Source organism: Pedobacter sp. 05T44, from assembly GCF_056395985.1.
This window is the reverse complement of the sequence record NZ_JBFTKO010000003.1, coordinates 242,600-265,634: the sequence shown is the minus strand read 5'-3', so window position 1 is coordinate 265,634 and position 23,035 is coordinate 242,600. Positions and strand designations below refer to the sequence as shown.

Genomic DNA, 23,035 nt, shown 5'->3' with positions numbered 1-23,035 from the left:
TCGAAGATACTCACATGAAGAAAATAATATTTAACAGCATCATTTTACTCGCGGTAACCCTGGGCTGGTTAGCATGCAAAAAAGAGAATTATCCGGGCGGAACAGTTAGTTCTTACCTTCCTATATATGATCTTAGAAATCTATATAAGGGAGTAGATCTTACCCTTAATGCAGATAATATGTTTGGATCAACAAGTGTAGAAGGGATTGTGATTTCGGATCACTCCGGACATAACCTACCTTCGGGGCTTTTAGTGATAGAACAATACAGACGCCTAGGCTTGGTACGAGGTATTTCTATACCCATAGGAGCAGCAGCTGCAGAGTATGCACCTGGAGATTCGGTCCAGATAAATATTGCTGGTAGTGTGCTTAAACGCTTAGATGGTATATTGCAAATTACCGGGGTGAGTTCTAGTGCGATAACGAAAATTGCAACTGGTAGGCCAATTCCAAAAAACAGAGTAGCGAGTAGCAAAATCAAAGAAAATCCAAATGATTATGAAAGTACATTTGTAGCTATTGTAAAGGCAAGTTTTGACCCGGCAGTAGAAAGCACTGCAACATATGCTGGGGATAAACCTATTAATGATGGCTTTGATAACATTACCTTGCATACCGAGGCTACGGCGACATTTGCCAATGCAGGGAATCTTAATTTTAATGCAGTTTATTACGGTATTGTTTTCAATAAACAAGATGTGAATGGAAAACTTACTCCTGAGCATCGGATACGTACCTTAAAAGATGTTAAAGCATTAAGTTCAGTGCCAGAGGTTGCACCGGTGATTATTACCGGTTACATGGCCGATGTTAAAGGTGGAGATGGAAATTATGAATATATGCAATTTAAGGCGACTAAATTTATTGATTTTTCAGTAACACCTTATTCTGTAGTTGTTACGAATAATGCCGGTGCAACGAACCCAACAGGCTTCCCAACTTTAGGCTGGGCAACTGGTAGTCGCGCTACAACTGGAAATTCAAGAACATTTAAATTCAACCTAACCTCAGGAACTGTAAACAAGGGAGAGTTTTTTTATGTAGGCGGTGCCGGCAAAATGATCAATGGATCGGGGTCTACATCTATGAGCAGTAGTAAGTGGATCCGGGCGTTTGATTATACAAAAAGTGATGGTGATGGTTTCGGACTAAAAACCACTGGTTTATTTGCTAATAGTGGCAATGCCTCAGGCTTTGCTATTTTTGAAGGTACAGAAATCGACGTGAATACAGATCCTGTAGATGTTGTGTTTATTGGTTCAGGAGGGAGTTTATACAATGCAGAAACCGGTTTGGGCTATCGTGTAGCCAATACTGACCTATATGATAAGGTAGATGTTTTGTCAGATAATCTGAAACCTACTCCTTTTTACCTCAGTGGCACAAACACGATGAATTTTATTTATACTGAAGCCGATAAGGGTTACTTTAATAAGTTAGGGGGTATCTATGATGTTGCATTAGGAAAATGGATGAAAGCAAGACGTCAGGTTGCAATAGAATTAACTAAAACTTCAGCACTTAGTGAAATTGAAGGAGTGTTTCCAGGACCCTCGGAAGAAAATCCTGAAGGTTATCCATCTACAGTAATCAAATAAATAGCCAATTGAATTATAATGATTGAAATAGAAGATGAATAGAAGATCCTTTATACAAAGCTTTGGCTTAATTACGGGCTGTGCCTTTATTACACTAAAATCAAGCGCTTTTGATAATTTAAAGCGAAATAAAACTATAAGCGGCAAAGTAAGTTCGGGAAAGAAGGGAATTGCTAATGTTGCTGTTTCTGATGGATTTTCGGTGGTGCTTACAGATTCAAGTGGAAATTATTCGATTACACCTCATGAAAGAGCCAGCAGTATCTTTATGAGTACCCCTTCAGGATATGAATTTAAAACTGATTATAATGTTGCCAGACAATATGAGAAGTTGGGCAGCAAAAATGAATATGATTTCGTGTTGCAACCGCTAAAGGTAAAAGATGATAAACATACTTTTATCATTTGGGCAGATCCTCAGGTTAAGAATAAAAAGGATGTGGCGCAGATGATGAACACTACTGTGCCTGATGTTCAGCAGCTGATTGCGTCTTTTCCAAAAGATACCCTAGTTCATGGCATCGGTGTAGGTGATCTGGTATGGGACGATCTTACACTGTTCAAAAATTATAATGAAGCGGTGAGCCAGATGAACATTCCGTTTTTTCAGGCACTAGGAAACCATGATATGGATTACCGTATGGGAGGAGATGAAACTTCGGATAAAACCTTCAAGGAAATGTATGGGCCAACCTATTATTCATTTAATCGGGGACAGGCACATTACGTTGTACTGGACGATGTGCGTTATCTGGGCAATGAGAGGGAATACGATGGTTTCATAACAGAAGATCAGCTCAACTGGTTAGAGAAAGATCTTAAACAGGTATCTAAAGACAGTTTGTTAATTATCAACCTCCATATACCGGTTTATAACCAAGTGAAAAATAATACTGATTTTTATGCTCTTTTAAAAGAATATGATAATGTACACATTATGTCTGGGCACACCCATGTGAATGCTAATAACATTTCCAATGGCATCTTTGAACATAATCATGGAGCGGTATGCGGAGCATGGTGGACTGGCCCGATCTGTGGAGACGGAACACCCAGGGGGTATGGGGTATACAATGTTGAAGGGAATCAGTTAAAGTGGTATTATAAAGCTACCGGAGAAGATAGAAACGAACAAATGCGATTGTATGTGGATAAACTTACAGATCAGATGCGATTGATTGTGAATGTGTGGAATTGGGATCCTCAATGGACTGTAAGTTATTATCTTGATGGAGAGACTCTAGGCTTAATGGAGCATCAATTGGGCCTTGATCCTATGGCAATTGAACTTTACAAGGGACCTGAATTGCCGAATCCGAGAAAGTTTGTTGAACCAAACCAGACTGATCACTTATTTGTTGCTCATTTTAAACCATCTGTAAAAAGGGTTAGAGTGGTAGTTAAGGATCGTTTTGGAACTGAGTATAAGAAAGAAATAACTGTTTAAGGTATACTTACTATAGGATAATATCGTCATTCTGAATTTGCTTCGGAATGACGATTCCCACTTATTTAAAACTAAAGGTTACGATATAGCCACATTAAAGTATGCTATAGATATGCTGCAGACACTTTCCGTGTAAATAAGCAGGAAGATTTATTAATGTATTTGTTTTCAGCATAAGTTTCTTTTCCCAATTTGCGAAGTGTCTTGTAATGGGATACCAATGCTGCGCCAAAAGTGGAACTTTCGATGTAAGGTAATCCAAATTCTGCTGCGGTTTCCTTAACAATCCCACCAATGGCAGGATAATGTATATGGCATACTTTAGGAAAAAGATGGTGTTCTATTTGTCTATTTAATCCTCCGCATAGAAAGCTAGTTAATTTACTGTCTGTTGCAAAGTTGGCTGTTGTTCTCATTTGATGCTCAGCCCAGGCCTCTTCAATATTGCCATGGGTATCCGGATTTGGAAAGCTTGTGCCTTCAACCACATGCGCTAATTGAAAAACAAGGCCTAATACAAGTCCCTGTGAAAATTGCATTGCTAAAAACCCAATTAGAAATTGCCACCAGGTGACGTCAAGTATTATTAACGGTAGGACTATAAATAGGAAATAATAGATTCCTTTGTAAAAAAAAAGCTTAAAATATTCAATTTTTGGGTGTGTTAAAACATGCTCACCTATTTTCTTTTGAAAGAATTTTTTATAGTCCTTTCTAAATACCCAAGATAGCATAGCAAAGCTGTAAAGTACAAATGCATAAAAATGTTGATAACGCTGAACTCTATTAACAGTTTCAGCATCTGAAAAACGAATTAGACCTGGCGCCACATCAATATCTTCATCATGTCCTGCAATATTGGTATAGGTATGATGTACAATATTGTGGCATATATTCCAAACATATGGGCTTGCACCAATTAGATTAAAAACAAAACTGAAGATTTTATTAACTGCCAAGTGAGGTGAAAGTGCCTTGTGGATGGCATCATGACAAACATTAAACCCGACAAAAGCACCAAACATACCTAAAATAATAGCTAGTAAAAGCATAATAGGGAGGCTTAAACTAGCGGTAAGAATTAATAAATAAGTACCTACAAGACCTGTAAGAAAAAAATAAGCCTTAAACCACATTTGTCCATTTGCATAGGTAGAAACATTGTTTTCAGTAAAGTAAGCATCAACTCTTGAACGTACAGTTGCATAAAATGCAGATTTATTGGCATTAGTAAACTTGACCTTTTTCGTCATGAATTGTTCTCCCTCTTCTTAATATTGTCTATATCCCTATGATATTCAGCTAATGTACCATAAATATGCAGACATGGTGTAAACGTTATATTATTTAATTACGTTAATACTATGAGTTTAGATTTTCATCTATATTTACCGTGAATTAGTGATTCTATATAAATCATTAAAATTGGATGGATAACGTTAATATAAAGCAATTAGCTAAGGCACTAAATTTATCAACTTCAACAGTTTCAAGAGCTTTTAGAGATAATAGCGATATTAGTAAAGAGACGAAAGAGCGGATATTAACGATGGCAAAGGAGCTAAATTATCAGCCTAATCACCATGCCAGCAATTTAAGAGAGCAGCGAAGCAGAACTATTGCAGTAATTGTTCCTGAGATGGCAAATAACTTTTTCTCTCAGGCTATACATGGAATAGAGCGTGTAGCAAGAGAAAAGGGCTACCACATTCTGATCTATGCTACAGATGACGATTACCAAAAAGAAGTATCTTTTATCAGACATTTACATAATGGGAGGGCAGATGGAATTATAATGTCTGTTTCAGGTGAGGCTAATGACCATAATTATTTAAATGAGCTTACGCAAAAACGTTTACCTCTTGTTTTCTTTGATCGTGTTTACGAAGATATTATTACACCCAGAGTAATTACTAATGATTATGACAGTAGTTTTTCTGCTACCCAACATTTGATTAAGCAAGGATGTACCCGTATAGCTTATCTGGTTATCAATAAAAACCTTTCTATAGGTAAATTTAGGATGCAGGGATATATAGATGCATTAGTAAAATATAAGATACCTTACGATGAAGACCTTATAATTGATTGTACAAACAGCTACCCAAAAAATAATGTGATTTTGAAAAAGGTACTTACACAGTTAAAACCCGACGGTGTTTTTACTTCCGTTGAGCGCCTTGCATTTGCAACCTATTACGCTTGTTATGATTTAAAAATTTCTGTTCCTGAGGAGCTCAAAGTAATAGGCTTTTCTAGTTTGGAGATTGCTCCTTTATTGAACCCTTCATTAACAACAGTTACACAGCCGGCTACAAAAATTGGTGTCGAAGCAGCCTTGCTTTTGTTTAAAATGCTAGAAGATCCATCCTCGGTAAATCCAAATGAAAAGATCGTCCTTAATTCAAAACTAATCAAGAGAAGATCGACCGAAATCTGAGGTAAAACCTGAATAAAAAGAGTAACGATCCAGCATCCAAAAAACGATACTTTTTAACGAAAAAACAGAGCTGCTTTTTATGGTCTATTTTGCTTTTTTTTTTCAAAAAAAAATGGCGATTTTCTGATTTCACGCAGAATTTCATTCCAAATCATAAGGAGCGGCAGTAAAATATGTTGAAAATTTCGGGAACGTTCCCGGTAACGTTCCCGAAGAAATGATCAAAAATATGTAAGTGTAAAATATACACTAAATAGCTTTATTTTAATTTGTAAATTATTTATAATCAAATAATTATTAATTTTTTAGGTTGTTTTATGGAAAATTAGCTTGCAAATTTATAAAGCTATTTTTATTGTTTTGAAGTATAAAATATGGTGTTAAAAAAAAATATGATATAAAATTTTGATTTGTCAAGTGCGCTTGTAAATTTACCATAACTGTTACATACTGTTAACATTAACCAAATATTACACTAAAAAACGAGCCCAAATATGAAAGTATTTTACCTTACGAAGCACTGTCTTCTGGTGCTTTTAACACTAGCTGTTTTTGCAGCAAATGCACAAACCAGTTCACTAACTGGAAAAGTGCTCGATGAAACTGGATTGCCTTTGCCAGGAGCATCAATACAGATCAAAAGTTTAAATAAAAGTACCACTACTCCGGCCACTGGAATTTTTCAGCTAGGTGGGCTAAAGAATGGTGTTGTAATTGTTACTGTTACCTACATAGGTTATGAGACCCTTAATCAGCAGGTTACTATCAGCGGAAACACGAATGTAGATTTTAATTTAAAGCCAGACGCTCAAAATCTTAGCGAAGTGGTTGTAATCGGTTATGGTACTTCGGAGAAGAAGAACCTAACAGGATCAATTACCACTGTTAGTGCCAAAGATTTCCAGAAAGGAGCAATTACTACCCCAGAGCAGTTAATCCAAGGCAAGGTTTCGGGTGTAAACATTACCTCAAATGGTGGGGCACCCGGTGCTGGAAGTGTTATTAGGATTAGAGGGGGGGCATCTCTTAATGCAAGTAATGACCCCCTTATTGTAATTGATGGGGTGCCATTAAGTGGTAATACTATTGGTAATGCTCCAAGTCCACTTGCGTTAATAAACCCAAATGAGATTGAAAGCTTTACTGTACTAAAAGATGCAAATGCAACGGCAATTTATGGATCAAGGGCTTCTAATGGAGTAGTTTTGATCACTACTAAAAAGGGTTCTGCAGGTACGCCGGTAATTAATTTCAGCACAAATAATTCATATGCAACTATTGCAAAAAAAGTAGGAGTACTTTCTGCCGATCAGATAAGAACAGTTGTTAATGATAATCCAGATGTTAAATATGATGACAATCCTGATCATACATTTAAAGCTTTGCTAGGGAATTCCAATACGGATTGGCAAGATGAAATCTATAATAATTCATTCACAACAGATAATAATTTAAGTCTTTCTGGAGCTTTCCATGGAGTGCCATATAGGGTTTCTGGGGGCTATTTAGACCAAAAAGGATTGCTAATAACAGACAGATTAAAACGCGCTACTGGTGGGTTCGGAATTTCACCAAAGTTATTTGGTGACCACCTGAAAATTGACCTGAATTTAAAAGGATCATTAACAGAAGCTCATTTTGCAAATCAGGATGCGATACAAAATGCTATCCAATTTGATCCTACCCAATCAGTTTATGCAGAGAATAAGTACGGTAACTATTTTGAATGGATTCAGGGGGATGTTCCTAATCCGAATGCGCCAAGAAATCCAGTTGGATTGATCAGATTAAAAGATAATAACGGAAAAACTGAGAGAAGCTTTGGTAACGCGCAATTTGATTACTCTTTTCATTTTTTACCTGAATTACACGCTAACCTTAATTTAGGCTATGATGTTTCAAAAGGTTATGGAACCGTTCGTGTGCCAATATATGCAGCTCAGAGTGCAGCCACACAAGGCTCATTTACACGATCAGTAGGCACTCAAAGAAATAAAGTTTCGGAGTTCTATTTAAATTATGCCAAATATGTCGAAAGTATTAAAAGCAAGTTCGATGTAACTGCAGGTTATGGATATTATGACAACTCATCTACTACATATAACTTTGCTAGTTACAAAGGTACCGGAGAAGTTATATCAACGCCAACTTTCCCGTTTGCAGTAGAGCGTGAAAAATTGCTTTCATATTATGGCAGGTTTGTATACACCCTTGCAGATAAATATATTCTATCAGCAACTATGCGTGCCGATGGTTCCTCGAGATTTGCAGAAGAAAATCGCTGGGGTTATTTCCCTTCTGTAGGTTTTACCTGGAGAATAATTGGCGAGGATTTTCTTAAAGACAGTAAAGTTTTGTCTGACTTGAAATTGAGATTAAGTTATGGAGAAACCGGAAATAAAGATGGAATTGGTAACTATAATTATTTGTCAAAGTACTATTCAAATACCGGGCAAGGACAATACCAGATTGGAGATACTCTTTACGACTATTATACACCAGCAGCTTACGATCCTGATTTAAGATGGGAAACCACTACAACCTATAACGCTGGTTTAGACTACGGTTTCTTTGATGGACGCATTTATGGTGGGATTGATGTTTATTATAAAAAAACAAAAGATCTATTATCGACTGTTGATATTCCTTCTGGAACCAATTTTAACAACAGGTTGTTAACCAATGTTGGTAATATGGATGTAAGAGGAGCAGAGGTTAATTTGAACTTTTCGGTAATCAAAGGTGAAAATGCCAACTGGGATTTTGGAGTAAATGCTGCCTACAATAAAAGAAAGGTAACCAATCTTTCTCTAAACCCTGACCCTAAGTTTATAATTGATGCGGGTGGTATCACAGGTGGTACAGGAATAAACCTAAAATACAATGCAATCAACCAGATTCCGGGTTCTTTTTATGTGTATAAACAAGTTTACGACTCAAATGATAAACCACTGGAGGGTGTTTATGCAGATTTAAATGGAGATGGTATTATTAATACGGGTGACCAGTATTTCTACAAAGCACCTGATCCTAAATTCACATTTGGTTTTAATACTTCTTTCAATTACAAAAAATGGACTTTAAGCACAGTTCTAAGAGCTAATCTAGGCAATTACATCTATGATAATGTTTCTTCAAATTTTGGTGTTAAAAGAAATATCCTAAGCCCTACAGGTTTGATAAACAATGCCACTACCGATATCTATAATACAAACTTTACTAATAACCAGTACCTAAGTGATTATTATATAAAAAATGCATCTTTTTTAAAGATGGATAATGCCGGGATTGCTTTCGACGCAGGAAGAATATCCAAAAGTAATAATATGACTTTGCGTATATCGGCTAATTGTCAGAACGTATTCGTAGTTACAAAGTATAAAGGCCTGGATCCGGAATCAATTCTAGGGATTGATTATAACCTGTATCCACGACCAAGAACATATACTTTAGGTTTTAATGTTGGTTTTTAATTAGAGAAATAGAATGAAAAATTTATATAAAGTATTAGCAGTTTCAACCATTGTATGGCTGTCTGTTTCTTCATGTAAGAAGAGTGATTTGAACTTAACACCCACCAATGATCAAATAGCGTCCAGCGTTTATTCAACACCGGCAGGTTATAAGCAAGAATTGGTGAAATTGTATGCAAGCTATGCCTTAACCCATTCAAGTGGCGCAACTGCTGAAAGTGATATAGGTGGCCTGAATCCTGGTTTTACCGATTTTTTAAGATTGTTCTGGATGTCGCAAGAGCTAACTTCAGATGAAGCAATTTGTTCTTGGAATGATACTGGAATTCCTGATTTGAATCAGATGACCTGGACTTCAGAAACTACATTTTTAAGAGGGTTATATTCACGCAGTATTTATCAGATTACTGTTTGTAATGAATTCCTTCGTGAAAGTACACCAGAGAAACTTTCATCAAGAGGGATTTCAGGGGCTGATGCTACGGCTATTCAGAAATACCGCGCCGAAGCCCGATTCTTAAGAGCATTTCAGTATTGGGTATTATTAGATGGTTTTGGGAATCCTCCGTTTATAACTGAAAACGATGTTATTGGTAAAGTTCCGCCTAAACAAATCAAGCGTACAGACTTGTTTAATTATGTTGAATCAGAACTAAAAGCAATTGAATCTGATCTTGCTGATGCCCAAACGAATGAATACGGCAGAGCTGATAAAGGTGCTGATTGGGCCCTATTGGCAAGGCTATATCTAAATGCAGAAATATACACCGGCACGGCAAAATACACAGAAGCAATTACCTATTCGAGTAAAGTTATTAATGGCGGTTATTCTCTTGCCAGTACTTATAAAAACCTATTTCTAACAGATAATAACGTTACAAGTAAAAATGAATTAATTCTAACCATTAATTATGATGGCATTCATACTCAGAATGATGGAGGAACAACATATCTTATCAACGCAGCTATCAATGGAGATATGAATCCGGCTTCTTTTGGTGTGCCAACCGGTGGGTGGGCGGGCAACCGTACTAAGAACCCCCTTCCTCTGATTTTTGGAGATTACAGCGGTAACACTGATAAAAGAGCGATGTTCTTTGGAACAAAGCTTGCCAACGATGAAATGGGTGTTTTCTCTGATGGTTTAAGAGTTACTAAATTTAGAAATGTAAACTCAGCAGGGGTTCCAGCTCCTTCGATTGAGGGCAAGTTTTCTTCTCTTGATTTTCCATTATTCCGCCTGGCTGAACAATATTTGATTTATAGCGAAGCTGTTACCAGAGGAGGCTCTGGCGGTAATGCAGCTCAGGCCCTTACTTATGTAAATAACCTACGTGAACGTGCTTATGGTAACACTTCCGGAAATGTGGCCTCTCTATCAATTCCTTTTTTCTTGGATGAAAGAGCCAGGGAGTTGTATTGGGAAGGTTTTCGTCGAACAGATTTAATCCGTTATGGTAAATATACAAATGCTTCGTATGTATGGCCATTTAAAGGTGGTGCTAAAGCTGGTACCGGAGTATCTGATACAAGGAATTTGTTCCCGATACCATCTGCAGATCTTATTGCTAATACAAATTTAGTCCAAAACGCAGGTTATTAATTTAACATAAAGAAGAATTATTGAGATGAAATCACTAATCATAAAATCCATTGCTTTAGGTTTAATAACCATAGGGCTTTGGTCTTGTAAAAAAGAGGAAACAAAGGTAGTTGCCTCCTCGGGTACCCCGGGAACTTTAAAGTCATCTGTATCTACATTGGTATTGGATAAGGCTAAGCTAAATACCGATGTAATTACACTTGATTTAACTAATGCATCATTCGGATATCAGGCTGGTATTACAAATGTGCTTCAATTGGCAGTTAAAGGGACGGACTTTAAAACACCTAAAGAAGTTGCCTTAGAAGCAAATGCACTCTCTAAAGTATTTAAGGGTGTTGATTTTAATAATTTGTTGCTGGCACTGAATTTATCATTTACTGAAAATTCAGAAATAGAAATGAGGATTAAGTCGTCAATTTCCAGTGCTGTAGCGCCGGTTTACAGTAATGCATTAACACTTAGTGCACGACCGTTCCCGTTAACTACATGGATTTATGTTCCTGGTGCATATCAGGGCTGGAATCCACAAACAGCAGACAGCCTAATTTCTCCTACAGGGAATGGTGAATTTAAGGGCGTAATTGGATTTACTCCGGGTAATCTTGAATTTAAAATTACGCCAGCTAAAAAATGGGATATTGCTTATGGAGATGCGGGGGGTGGTAAAATAAGTCCGACTGCAGGTGATAATTTTAAAGCTCCTGCTGCAGGTGCATTTCAGCTTTTTGTTGATTTAAACAAAAATCAAATAGAAATTACTCCAATAGTGTTTGCACTTATTGGAGATGCAACACCAAAAGGATGGGATGGAGATACAGATATGGCCTATGCCCATGGCGTTTGGACAGTTACAGCTGATTTAAAAATTGGTGAAATGAAATTCAGGCAAGATCATAAATGGGATGTGAACTATGGCGGTAGTGGTGGAACTGCAGTTTTTAATGGAGGCAATATTAAAGTTACTTCGGGAGGTAGTTATACCGTTACATTCGACGTAAACAATTTGAAGTATACCCTGGTTAAAAACTAACTTTCATATATAGATATTACCCCGCAATGCTCAATCTTTGCGGGGTATATATCGCCTAATCTCATATTTTTTATAACCGATTAAACTTAAAAAATGAGGAAATCATTTATTCTATTGTTTCTAGTCTTATTAACGACAAGGGTTAATGCCCAAAAGCTAGAACGTGTTGAACCTATGTTTTGGTGGGTTGGAATGTACAATCCCAAGTTACAACTTCTTGTACATGGCACTGAGATAGCTGCTTTAGAGGCAGAGATCAACTATCCTGGAGTGAAACTTGCAGAAATTCATAAAGTTGAAAACCCAAATTATCTTTTCCTTGATCTTGAAATATCCGCAGAAGCTAAGGCAGGTAAATTCCCGATTGTATTTAATAAAAATGGCAAAAAGAAGCTGCAATATGTTTACGAACTTAAAAACAAAGAACAATCTTCGTCCCGAATTCAGGGAGTAACAAGTAAAGATCTTATTTATCTGTTAATGCCAGACCGTTTTGCAAATGGTGATAAATCTAATGATGTAATAAAGGGCATGCGCGAAACTAAGTTGAATCGCGATTCGATGTATTACCGTCATGGTGGTGACCTGCAAGGATTAATTGGTAAACTCGATTATTTAAAAGACCTCGGTATTACCACCATCTGGATGACACCGGAAATTGAAAATGATATGCCACTTGCTTCATATCATGGCTATGCTGCTACCGATCATTATAAAATTGATCCGCGCTATGGCACCTTAGAGCTTTACAAAACATATGTTAATAAAGCACACGAAAAAGGGCTAAAGGTGATTAAGGATGTTGTGCATAACCATATGGGAACCGGTCATTGGTTCTATAATGATATGCCAATGAAAGATTGGGTTAATCAATGGCCGACTTATACACAAACCAGCTATCGTGATGAGCCTGTAATGGATCCGCATGCTTCTGAAACAGATAAGAAAAAAATGCTTGACGGGTGGTTCGTGCCTTCAATGCCAGATTTCAATCAGAAAAACCTATACGTTCAAAATTACATTACTCAAAATCACATCTGGTGGATTGAATATGCAGGTATTGATGGATTAAGATTAGATACTTATCCGTATAATGAACCTGAATATATGAGAGATTGGGCTAAAAAACTAAAGGCCGAATTCCCGACCCTATCTATTTTTGGTGAAACGCTTGTGAATTCTGTTGCAGCTCAAGCTTTTTTTACTGGGGGAAGCACCGTAAGGCCAGGCTTTGATACCGAATTGCCAGGAATAACCGATGCGGTTATCAAAAATGCAATTTATGAAGCCTTGAATGGGAAGTCGGGATGGACTGATGGGATCTTTAGGCTTTACACCACCATTGCTCAAGACTTCCTTTATAAGGATGCAGACCAGAATGTAGTCTTCCTTGACAATCATGATATGAGTAGGTTTTATTCTATGGTTGGTGAAGACCTTAATAAATTCAAAACAGGTATGTCTATTTTATTAACCATGCGCGGAATACCTCAAATCTATTATGGCACAGAAATACTAATGAAAAACTTTTCTAACCCTGATGGATTGGTGCGCTCTGATTTTCCAGGTGGATGGGAGGGAGATAAGACTGATAAATTTACAAAGAACGGTCGCACGGTTCAGGAAAATGAAGCATGGAATCATATCAGTATTCTTGCCAACTATAGAAAAGGGAGTATAGCATTGCAAACAGGTAAGTTAATGCAATTTGTACCTGAAGATGGATTGTACACTTATTTCAGATATACTGAAGTTGGTAAAAAAGATGTCATGATTGTTGTTAACACGGAAGATAAAGTAAAAGAGTTAGATACCTCTCGTTTTGAGCAGCGTCTCTCAAAGTTTACTTCTGCCACTAATGTCCTCACAAAAGAAAAATTAGGCAGTATTAAAACCATTTCAGTTCCCGCAAAAACAACACTTGTTTTAGAATTAAACTAGATGCAACATACACAACAAATAGCCTGCATATTCGATCTTGATGGAGTATTGGTAGATACAGCAGTTTATCATTATAAAGCATGGAAACAGCTGGCCAATTCATTGGGCTTTGATTTTACTCAATTGCAAAATGAGCAATTAAAAGGAGTAAACAGAATGCGTTCATTAGAAATGATTTTGGATTGGGGTGGTATGCAGAAATCTGCTGAAGAAAAAGAAGAATTAGCAAGTCTCAAAAATTCATGGTATGTAGCTATGATCAATAAAATGACAACAGATGAGGTGCTGCCTGGTTCTTTAACATTATTAACCGAATTAAAATCTTCAGGTATAAAAATCGCTTTAGGATCGGCAAGTAAAAACTCATCTATTATTTTACAGCGTACCAATCTTGCACATTTCTTTGATGCAATTGTGGATGGTAATTCAGTAACAACCTCCAAACCAGATCCAGAAGTTTTTTTGAAAGCGGCAGAAATGTTAAATACAGAACCTGAAAACTGTGTTGTATTTGAAGATGCGCAAGCAGGGGTAATGGCTGCACTTGCTGGAAATATGAAAGTTATTGGAATAGGTGATGAAGAACATCTGAAAGAAACGCACTTAATAGCAAAAGACTTGTCAGAGATTACACTTGGTAAAATCCTTGCCCTAAGGAATAATTAATTTGAAAATGCATAAGGCCAATTAACATTAACTACCAGAGAAGAATAGACGATGAAGAATTATATAAAACCAGATGAATGGAATATTATAGAGGAAGGCTTTGATCCACATTTAAATAAAATATCAGAAAGCATTTTTAGCATCGGCAATGGTCGGATGGGACAGCGTGCTAATTTTGAGGAAGCTTATTCAGGAGAAACCCTTCAGGGAAATTATGTGGCAGGAATCTATTATCCAGATAAAACCCGTGTTGGATGGTGGAAAAATGGCTATCCTGAATATTTTGCTAAAGTTCTTAATGCCACAAACTGGGTAGGTATTGATATTAGGATTGGGGATGAGACCCTTGACCTCAATAACTGTAAGGTTACAGCCTTCAAACGTGTATTAAATATGAAGGAGGGGTATCTTACACGCTCATTTATTGCCGAAAATAAAAATGGGAAAGCTGTTAAAGTTATTGCCAAACGATTTTGCAGTATTATAGATGATGAAGTGGGAGCATTACATTATCAATTGGTGCCACTAAACTTTGAAAACATTGTATTATCTGTTACTTCTTTTATTGATGGAGATGTAAAGAATGAAGACTCCAATTATGATGAAAAGTTCTGGAATGAGGTAAGTAAAGAGCAGGATAAGAATACCGATTATTTATTACTAAAAACAAAAAAAACTGATTTTGATGTTTGCACGAGTGCAAGATCAACCATACTGATAAATAATGAAAGTGTAAGCTTAAGTCCGGTTATGAGTGAAAAATACCTTGGCCAAACAGTTAAGGTAAATGTTAAGCAGGGCGATGTGATTGATGTTTATAAAATTGTATCCAATCTAACTTCCGAGAATCACGAGAAGCAGGTGCTAATTGAAAGATCAAAACAAGTAATCGATCAAGCTTCTGCCAAGGGTTTTGAACAGTTGCTGAAAGAACACTCAGATGCGTGGGCAGTTAAATGGCAGGAAAGCGATATTGTCATTGCTGGTGATGTTGCTGCTCAGCAAGCAATTAGATTTAACATATTTCAATTAAATCAAACTTATACGGGTAAAGATGCAAGGTTAAATATCGGACCTAAAGGGTTTACGGGAGAAAAGTATGGTGGCTCAACTTATTGGGATACCGAAGCCTATTGTATTCCTTTCTATTTATCAACAGCTCCTCAGGAAGTAGCTAAAAACTTATTGGTATATCGCTATAAACATCTTCAAAAGGCAATTGAAAACGCATCAAAGCTTGGTTTTAAAGATGGGGCCGCCCTATATCCGATGGTAACAATGAACGGAGAAGAGTGCCACAATGAATGGGAGATAACTTTCGAAGAAATTCATAGAAATGGAGCCATAGCATTTGCCATATTTAACTATGTCCGTTATACTGGTGATGAAAGTTACTTAAGTGAATATGGATTAGAAGTTTTGATTGGCATTGCTCGTTTTTGGAAACAAAGGGTTAATTGGAGTACAGAAAAGAATAAGTATGTAATGCTGGGGGTAACTGGGCCAAACGAATACGAGAATAACGTTAATAACAACTGGTATACCAATACACTAGCAGCGTGGTGCCTGAAATATACTGTTGAAGTGGCGGAAATAGTGAAGGAAAAATACCCTGAGCAATACCAGAACGTAATATTAAATGCAAATCTGAATGCGGAGCTGGAGTTTGCCGACTGGACCAAAATAGTTACCAATATGTATTATCCTTATGATGAAAATACAGGAGTATTTTTACAACAGGATGGTTTTATGGATAAGGAGCAGATTCTGGTTAAGGACTTGGCGGCGGAAGAACGGCCTCTTAATCAAAAATGGAGTTGGGATAGAATATTACGATCGGGTTTCATTAAACAGGCGGATGTGCTACAGGGAATGTATTTCTTTGAAGATGATTATGAATTGGAAACCTTAAGGAAGAACTTCGATTTTTATGAAAGCAGAACTGTTCATGAAAGCTCGCTCTCACCCTGTGTGCATAGCATATTAGCAGCAAAACTTAACGACGAGCAACGAGCTTATGAATTTTACTTACGTACAGCGCGTTTGGACTTGGATGATTATAATAATGATACAGAAGACGGCCTGCACATCACTTCTATGGCAGGTACCTGGATGAGTATTGTTGAAGGATTTGCAGGAATGCGTGTAAGAAACAATCAACTAAAGTTCAGTCCGTTTTTACCTAAACAGTGGGATTCTTTTTCGTTTACCATTGGTTTTAGAGGAGTACAATTAAAAATAAAGATAACTATACGCCAAATTATCATCACCAACAATTCAGGGCAAACCCTTGAAGTGCTTATATTCAATGAATTATATAGTATTCCCAAAGGTGAAAAGGTGATTTCTTATAATGGAACAGTGGTATGATAAGAGTTAAAGTTATGTCTTCATCTGCACAAATGATTGAATTTTAATATGGAAAAGAGTAGCATTAAACTAGCTAAACCAAGATTATCCTTTTGGAATATCTTCAATATGAGCTTTGGATTTTTAGGAATACAATTTGGATTTGCATTACAAGGTGGGTTCATGTCAAGAATTTTCCAAACCCTGGGGGCAAGCGAAGGCGAAATTCCGATGCTTTGGGTAGCTGCGCCGCTAACAGGTTTACTTGTGCAGCCAATAATTGGTTATTTAAGCGACAGGACATGGCACCCAACGTGGGGACGCAGGAAACCTTTCTTTCTAATAGGAGCCATTTTAAGCACCTTAACCTTATTCTTTTTACCACATTCACCTGTACTTTGGGTTGCAGCGGGATGTTTGTGGGTTCTGGATGCATCTATAAATATAAGTATGGAGCCTTTTAGAGCCCTTGTAGCCGATAAGTTGCCTGAATCTCAACGGTCTTACGGTTTTGTAATGCAAACTTTAATTATCGGGGTAGGCACATGGATCGCTAGTAATTTACCTTGGTTAGTGAATAAATTAGGTGTATCAAATGTTGCTGATCCTGGCATAGTTCCTCTTTCAATTAAAATAGCATTTGCTATAGGAGGAGCAGTCTTTCTCTTATCAATATTATACACCATTTTTACGACCTCAGAATATCCTCCGGAAGATCTCGCAGAACTAAAGAAGTCAAACCATGAGAGTAGGGGACTTTTAAACGGAGTTAAGGAAATTTTTCAAAGTATATCCAATATGCCAAAAACTATGGCACTTCTTGGAATAATACAGTTCTTTAGCTGGTTCGCTTTTTTTGCTATGTGGAGTTTGGCTACGCCCGCATTAACTGATCATGTTTTTAAAGCACCATTGCCTATGGAACAAGCCTATAATATGAGTAATGTTGCATCAAAAGCACTGTTTGCTGATGCCAGTAAGGCATATAACAATGCGGCTGATCTTGTAGGTTCTTATATGGGGATGTATGGCTTATCATCGATGGCTTTTGCCTTAATATTAACACTATATGCGGCAAAGCGGGATATCAATAGAAAATATATTCATATGATTAGCTTGCTTGCAGGTGGCATTGGGTTTATCTCGATGTACTTTATTCGTGATCCGGAATATCTGATTTATTCTTTTATATTAATCGGAATTTCGTGGGGTAGTATACTTTCTATGCCTTATGCGATGCTTTCAAGTGCGATACATGCAAAGAAAATGGGGATGTATATGGGGATCTTTAATATGTTTATTGTTATTCCACAAATTATAGCGGCAACTGGAGGGTTAAATTTTCTTTATCATTTAATTTTTGGTAAGGAAGCCATTAATGCCATGTTACTTGCAGGCACTTCATTAATTATCGGAGGGTTGGCTAATTTTCTGATTACTGATCCAAAGGTTATTAAACATGTAAGTACAGATTTATAACATAAAGGTTGACCTGATTATAAACTTACCGTAAACTTGTATCTACAATAAAAAGGAGTTGAACAGGTAAAATAAAATACCTATTTTTACAGCCCGCTTATGGAACAGATAAAAACATCATTTGATTTTGAAAAACCTTTAGCTGAACTTGTTCAGCAAATTGAAAAGGTTAAACAGGTTGCTGATAAGACAAAAGTAGACATGTCTGCTACCTTGGCAGAGCTTGAAGAAAAATTGGAACAAACGCAGAAGACACTTTACAGCCATTTAACAGGCTGGCAAAAAGTTCAAATGTCTCGTCATCCGGAAAGGCCTCAGACTTTAGATTACATCAGCATGATCTGCGATGATTTTATTGAAATGCATGGCGACAGGACTGTAGGAGACGACAAAGCAATTATTGGTGGATTTGCTACTATTGATGGTAAAACGGTGATGATTATCGGCCATCAGAAAGGGAAAAACACAAAAGAGCGTCAATACCGTAATTTCGGAATGGCTAATCCTGAAGGCTACAGAAAAGCACTTCGCCTAATGAGACTGGCTGAGAAGTTCAACAAACCTGTTATTTCTTTTATAGATACGATGGGTGCATATCCTGGGCTTGAGGCTGAAGAGCGCGGACAGGGAGAGGCAATTGCCAGAAACTTATTAGAGATGTCTGTGCTAAAAGTACCAATCCTTTGTTTTGTTGTTGGTGAAGGTGCCTCTGGGGGAGCTTTGGGTATTGGTATTGGAGATAAAGTGTATATGTTAGAGCATACCTGGTATTCGGTAATCTCTCCGGAATCTTGTTCTTCAATTCTATGGAGAAGCTGGGATTATAAAGAAAGAGCCGCAGAATGTTTAAAGCTGACTTCTGATGATATGTTCGAAAACAAACTTATCGATGGTATTATAAAAGAACCACTTGGTGGTGCACATCAAAACCCAGAACAAATGGCTGGAACTATTAAAAAGCAGATTCTCGATGATTTGAAAACGCTTACTAAGGAGAAAACTGAGAAGATGATTGCCACTAGGATTGATAAATTCTGCACAATGGGAGTTGTTGTAGAAGGGTAAGCTCGCATTCTGCTCCCCGGCTGCATTAATTTGGCTCAGAAAAAGAGCCAAATGAACGCTAGGTCGGTTCACAGAAAACTCGCTTCCTACCGCCTAAAATAATCAAAGGATTATATAATTAAATTTGTAATAACAGAAAAAGGCCCCGAAATTTTATCGGGGCCTTTTTCTGTTATGTTTTTTAATAATTTTCTAAATTTTGGAAAGGGATCTGGCTAATTAATCAGCACTCATTCCTGATTTGTTTTTGTTTGGTAGTAAGCGAGTTTTCTGTGAACCGACCTAGCGTTCATTTGGCTCTTTTTCTGAGCCAAATTAATGCAGCCGGGGAGCAGAATGAGAGCTTACCTCTTATTGTTGTGCAAAATATTGTGAAAACCTTCCTTCTAATTCATTGAATTGTTTTGTCAAACTCTGACTTAATTTAGTCTCCTTATTTGCCTCAGTTATTTTTGCCATTTGATTTAGGAACGACATACCAAGTTGTACGTTCTGTCCGCCAATAAATTTGTTTTTGCTCTTAGATACATCGGCAAGGTAAGTAAGTTCCTTTTGTATATAGGCTGCAGATTTTTCGATTAGAGCATTGGCTCTCTTGCTGTCATTCAAAGTATACAGATTCTCAGCCATAAAATATGCCCCCATCATAGAACGCATACCATAGAACTTATCAGGCATTACTTCGAAATAACGGTTCGCAACTTTTTTAGCATCTTCAATTTTTCCTTCTTTAACAAGACCGGTAATAGCATTATTAAACATGCTTGTAAAAATAGAGATATCGTCTGATGATTGCGTGTCAAGATAACGCGCATTCTTTACATTGCCCCATTTGAATTTATTCATCAGGTTATTGTATAGAACAGGCGTATTTACCAAATCGCTTTTTCCAGCGGCGCTATCTATTTTTAAAGGCATTAGTCGTATCGCAAGCCCTTCGTTATATAAATAGTTGTCCAGGCCATTGTATTGCTCTGAAGGCACTGTACTGGCAAAATAAATTGGTCTTTTCCAGTTATTGTGAACAAGGATGTCAAACATTGCTAAAGTACCTTTAGTAACGTAGTTCTTATTAAATTTCCATTCAAGAGCAGGAACAATTTTAGCTGAGTCTGCGGCATTAACTACCCCGTTTTTAATGACGTCAGCACGGTTTACAGTAAGTTTAAAATTTTTGGTTGGGATAAAGTTTTCTTTTGTACCGTCATTTAAGGGAAGTTTATCTTCATCATTATCAGAAGTTAATACTTCAAAAATCTTACTCAGTTCAATTGAACCTGCAATTTTATAATCCTGATAATACATTACATCTCTATTGCCTTGTACATATTGAGATTCTTTCATGCTTATCGGCAATGGCTCAGATTCATTTTGCTTACGCTTCATTCCATTTATATACCAATCAGTATCAAATAAGCTTAGGTTTACCAGACGGATATCTGGTCTAACATTTTCAACTTCCTGTATGTACCAAAGCGGATAGGTATCATTATCACCGTAGGTAAATAGAATTGCATTTGGTGCACAAGACTCTAAATAATCAACCGCTATATCATGAGCAACAAGCTTAGTAGAACGATCATGATCATCCCATCCTTGTGCCGCCATAATTACGGGTGCAGCAAACAATCCAACAACTGTTGCCAGAACAGCACCTGTAGCAGGGGTGACCTTCTTAAATAGCCACTCTTTTAAAGCCAATGCTCCCAGACCTATCCATATAGCAAAGGCATAAAAGGATCCGGCATAGGCGTAATCCCGCTCCCTTGGCTCCATAGGCTTTTGATTAAGATACAATACAATAGCCATACCAGTAAAGAAGAATAACAAGGCTATTATACCTGCATCTTTTTGATTACGTTGGAAATGCCATATTGCTCCCAGCAGTCCTAATATAAGCGGCAAAAAGAAGAATCTATTGTATGCATTATTGTCGGTTATAGTTGGAGGGAGGTGAGTTTGATCGCCCAGGCGAGCAGCATCTATCGGTTTAATCCCACTTAACCATTGACCTTCGTACAAACTTCCTTGTCCCTGATCGTCATTTTGACGACCAACAAAGTTCCACATAAAGTATCTCATGTACATCTGGCCGGTCTGATAGCCAAAAAAGAATCCAATATTATCTATAAGATTAGGGAAATGGGTATCATCAAAGCCCATCATATCCTTATAATAACCTATATGTCGCGCATCATCACTATACATTCTCGGAAAAGGGGTAGTTCTGTCGTACTCGTAATCAGTTTTTCTTCCAGCTACTTCATATTTTTCAGCACCTTTTCTGTATAGGGTTTTACCCTGTTTAATATCAACCTTTTGTGAGTTATAGTTAGGCCCAAATAGTAATGGTCTATCGCCATATTGTTCCCTGTTAAGGTATCCCAGAAATGAAAAAGCATTATCGGGATCACTATTATTTAGATTAGGATCTGCCTTCGCACGAATAATGATCATTGCAAAAGAGCCATATCCGAATATGATTAATACTGTAGATAATAGCGCAAGGTTGAGGATCTTCTTTTGGTGTTTTATCGAATATCTAATACCCCAAACAATACCACCTATTAATAATATTGCAAAGAAAATAACACCCGACCCAAAACCAAAACCTAAGGTGTTTACAAAGAACAAGTCAAAATAAGCACCGAAAGAAACCAGGTATTGAATGATGCCGTATTGTATAAAGGCTAAAATTAGAATGCCAATTAATCCCGTTTTTACAATACCTGAAGTAGTAGCTTTTTTAGTTTTCCTAAAGTAATAAACAAAAGCAATTGCAGGTATGGTTAGCAAGTTTAGTAAGTGGATGCCTATTGAAAGCCCCATAATGTAGGCGATAAATAACAACCACCTGTCAGCACGAGGTTCGTCGGCATGTGCTTCCCATTTTAATATAGCCCAGAAAACTATAGCTGTAAATAGTGAAGATAGCGCATATACTTCAGATTCAACTGCCGAAAACCAGAAGCTATCAGAGAATGTATAAGCAAGGGCTCCAACAACACCAGCTCCCATAATAGAGATTAGGTTGGCTTTAGAAATCTCTTCTTTATCTTTTATTAAGATCTTTTTGGCTAGGGCAGTAATTGTCCAGAACAAAAATAATATAGTAGCACCACTTGCAACTGCAGAACCCACGTTCATGAAATATGCTACTTTAGTAACATCGCCAAGAGCAAGTAAAGAGAAGAATCTCTGGATCATTAAAAATAAAGGCGCTCCTGGTTGATGCACCACCTGCATTTTTAGAGCAGAAGCTATGAATTCGCCACAGTCCCAAAAACTAACAGAGGGCTCTAGAGTTAAAATATAGGTTAAGGTAGCAATGGCAAAACAGAACCAACCGGTAATGTTATTGATTTTTGAATAATTCATTTCGTTATCAAGTAGTTACTAATGTAAAGGCAATTAATTGCGTCCGAAAATAAAGAATAAGATTGATAATCGTATAATCTAAAGCTGTGTTTAACAAATTTAACGTTCCTGCTTAAGATAATCACTACTTATAATATAGACGATATTGTATGAATTCAGTTATTGTAAAAATGTACGATTAGATTAAAACATGGCTTTATTCCTTAGTATATGCTGTATTCTGTATACATTATTTAAGTAACGTTCATGTAGTGAAAAAATAATTATAAAAATATGATTAGATTAACTGATTGATTTATTGGGAGTAATAAGCAGGGTGGGCTATTTGATATAAAATATTTTATATTTTTTTTATTTGCCCCTTGCAAAATTGAAAAATGTGCGTAGATTTGCATTCCATTTCAAAGCAACCTTTTTAATGGAAGATTGTCCGATAGTATAAGGGTAGTACAACGGTTTTTGGTACCGTTTGTCTTGGTTCGAATCCAGGTCGGACAACTAAACAATATTCGGATTGTGAATTAAACCGCAATCCGATTTTTTTTAACCAGTATTGAAAC

The 23,035-nt window shown here is 37.0% G+C and carries 13 protein-coding genes; 11 read left to right on the top strand and 2 right to left on the bottom strand.

Translation table 11 applies throughout. The features are described from left to right. The first annotated feature begins 14 nt into the window (after positions 1–14). Together AC1DDK_RS08040 and AC1DDK_RS08035 are read left to right on the top strand one after the other, a co-directional pair. Positions 15–1,601: a DUF5689 domain-containing protein gene (locus AC1DDK_RS08040; protein ID WP_288882036.1), complete on the top strand. Its 1,587-nt coding sequence runs from the start codon at positions 15–17 to the stop codon at positions 1,599–1,601. A gap of 34 nt (positions 1,602–1,635) precedes the next feature. After that, positions 1,636–3,048, top strand: coding sequence for a calcineurin-like phosphoesterase C-terminal domain-containing protein (locus AC1DDK_RS08035; RefSeq protein ID WP_172661544.1), 1,413 nt, complete (start codon positions 1,636–1,638; stop codon positions 3,046–3,048). A gap of 104 nt (positions 3,049–3,152) precedes the next feature. Here the strand turns inward: AC1DDK_RS08035 and AC1DDK_RS08030 are convergent, their stop codons facing one another. After that, positions 3,153–4,301, bottom strand: a complete 1,149-nt coding sequence (locus tag AC1DDK_RS08030) for a fatty acid desaturase family protein (protein ID WP_288882037.1) — start codon at positions 4,299–4,301, stop codon at positions 3,153–3,155. Between the two features lie 176 nt (positions 4,302–4,477). On the opposite strand from AC1DDK_RS08030, the gene AC1DDK_RS08025 reads away from it, so the two are divergent. From AC1DDK_RS08025 to AC1DDK_RS07985, 9 genes are all read left to right on the top strand, one after another. After that, positions 4,478–5,488, top strand: coding sequence for a LacI family DNA-binding transcriptional regulator (locus AC1DDK_RS08025; RefSeq protein ID WP_172661542.1), 1,011 nt, complete (start codon positions 4,478–4,480; stop codon positions 5,486–5,488). Between the two features lie 494 nt (positions 5,489–5,982). Then, the gene (locus tag AC1DDK_RS08020) at positions 5,983–8,961 is read left to right on the top strand and encodes a SusC/RagA family TonB-linked outer membrane protein (RefSeq protein ID WP_172661541.1); all 2,979 of its coding nucleotides are present in this window, start codon (positions 5,983–5,985) and stop codon (positions 8,959–8,961) included. A gap of 13 nt (positions 8,962–8,974) precedes the next feature. Beyond that, positions 8,975–10,564 (top strand): RagB/SusD family nutrient uptake outer membrane protein, encoded by a 1,590-nt coding sequence (locus AC1DDK_RS08015; RefSeq protein ID WP_172661540.1) that lies wholly within the window; start codon positions 8,975–8,977, stop codon positions 10,562–10,564. A gap of 25 nt (positions 10,565–10,589) precedes the next feature. Beyond that, positions 10,590–11,597, top strand: coding sequence for a SusE domain-containing protein (locus tag AC1DDK_RS08010; protein ID WP_172661539.1), 1,008 nt, complete (start codon positions 10,590–10,592; stop codon positions 11,595–11,597). Positions 11,598–11,690: 93 nt separating this feature from the next. Next, a complete protein-coding gene (locus AC1DDK_RS08005; RefSeq protein ID WP_337717222.1) occupies positions 11,691–13,538 on the top strand; it encodes a glycoside hydrolase family 13 protein in 1,848 nt (615 codons plus the stop codon). Continuing rightward, complete coding sequence (gene pgmB / locus AC1DDK_RS08000; RefSeq protein WP_288884395.1) at positions 13,539–14,204, top strand: beta-phosphoglucomutase; 666 nt, start codon at positions 13,539–13,541, stop codon at positions 14,202–14,204. 51 nt (positions 14,205–14,255) lie between these two features. Next, positions 14,256–16,574, top strand: coding sequence for a glycoside hydrolase family 65 protein (locus AC1DDK_RS07995; RefSeq protein WP_337717220.1), 2,319 nt, complete (start codon positions 14,256–14,258; stop codon positions 16,572–16,574). Positions 16,575–16,622: 48 nt separating this feature from the next. Further along, a complete protein-coding gene (locus tag AC1DDK_RS07990; RefSeq protein ID WP_288884398.1) occupies positions 16,623–18,032 on the top strand; it encodes an MFS transporter in 1,410 nt (469 codons plus the stop codon). Between the two features lie 99 nt (positions 18,033–18,131). Continuing rightward, complete coding sequence (locus AC1DDK_RS07985; protein WP_288884399.1) at positions 18,132–19,097, top strand: acetyl-CoA carboxylase carboxyltransferase subunit alpha; 966 nt, start codon at positions 18,132–18,134, stop codon at positions 19,095–19,097. Positions 19,098–19,448: 351 nt separating this feature from the next. Here AC1DDK_RS07985 and AC1DDK_RS07980 read toward each other — a convergent pair whose 3' ends face one another. Beyond that, on the bottom strand, positions 19,449–22,475 hold the full coding sequence (locus AC1DDK_RS07980; protein WP_337717218.1) for a glycosyltransferase family 117 protein: 3,027 nt from the start codon (positions 22,473–22,475) through the stop codon (positions 19,449–19,451). Positions 22,476–23,035 lie beyond the last annotated feature (560 nt).

Bases quoted from the DNA above. Each gene is read 5' to 3' on its own strand.
- AC1DDK_RS07995 (WP_337717220.1), top strand. From the start codon at position 14,256: ATGAAGAATTATATAAAACCAGATGAATGGAATATTATAGAGGAAGGC.
- AC1DDK_RS08005 (WP_337717222.1), top strand. From the start codon at position 11,691: ATGAGGAAATCATTTATTCTATTGTTTCTAGTCTTATTAACGACAAGG.
- AC1DDK_RS08035 (WP_172661544.1), top strand. From the start codon at position 1,636: ATGAATAGAAGATCCTTTATACAAAGCTTTGGCTTAATTACGGGCTGT.
- pgmB (WP_288884395.1), top strand. From the start codon at position 13,539: ATGCAACATACACAACAAATAGCCTGCATATTCGATCTTGATGGAGTA.
- AC1DDK_RS07990 (WP_288884398.1), top strand. From the start codon at position 16,623: ATGGAAAAGAGTAGCATTAAACTAGCTAAACCAAGATTATCCTTTTGG.
- AC1DDK_RS08015 (WP_172661540.1), top strand. From the start codon at position 8,975: ATGAAAAATTTATATAAAGTATTAGCAGTTTCAACCATTGTATGGCTG.
- AC1DDK_RS08030 (WP_288882037.1), bottom strand. From the start codon at position 4,301: ATGACGAAAAAGGTCAAGTTTACTAATGCCAATAAATCTGCATTTTAT.
- AC1DDK_RS08040 (WP_288882036.1), top strand. From the start codon at position 15: ATGAAGAAAATAATATTTAACAGCATCATTTTACTCGCGGTAACCCTG.
- AC1DDK_RS08010 (WP_172661539.1), top strand. From the start codon at position 10,590: ATGAAATCACTAATCATAAAATCCATTGCTTTAGGTTTAATAACCATA.
- AC1DDK_RS07985 (WP_288884399.1), top strand. From the start codon at position 18,132: ATGGAACAGATAAAAACATCATTTGATTTTGAAAAACCTTTAGCTGAA.
- AC1DDK_RS07980 (WP_337717218.1), bottom strand. From the start codon at position 22,475: ATGAATTATTCAAAAATCAATAACATTACCGGTTGGTTCTGTTTTGCC.
- AC1DDK_RS08020 (WP_172661541.1), top strand. From the start codon at position 5,983: ATGAAAGTATTTTACCTTACGAAGCACTGTCTTCTGGTGCTTTTAACA.
- AC1DDK_RS08025 (WP_172661542.1), top strand. From the start codon at position 4,478: ATGGATAACGTTAATATAAAGCAATTAGCTAAGGCACTAAATTTATCA.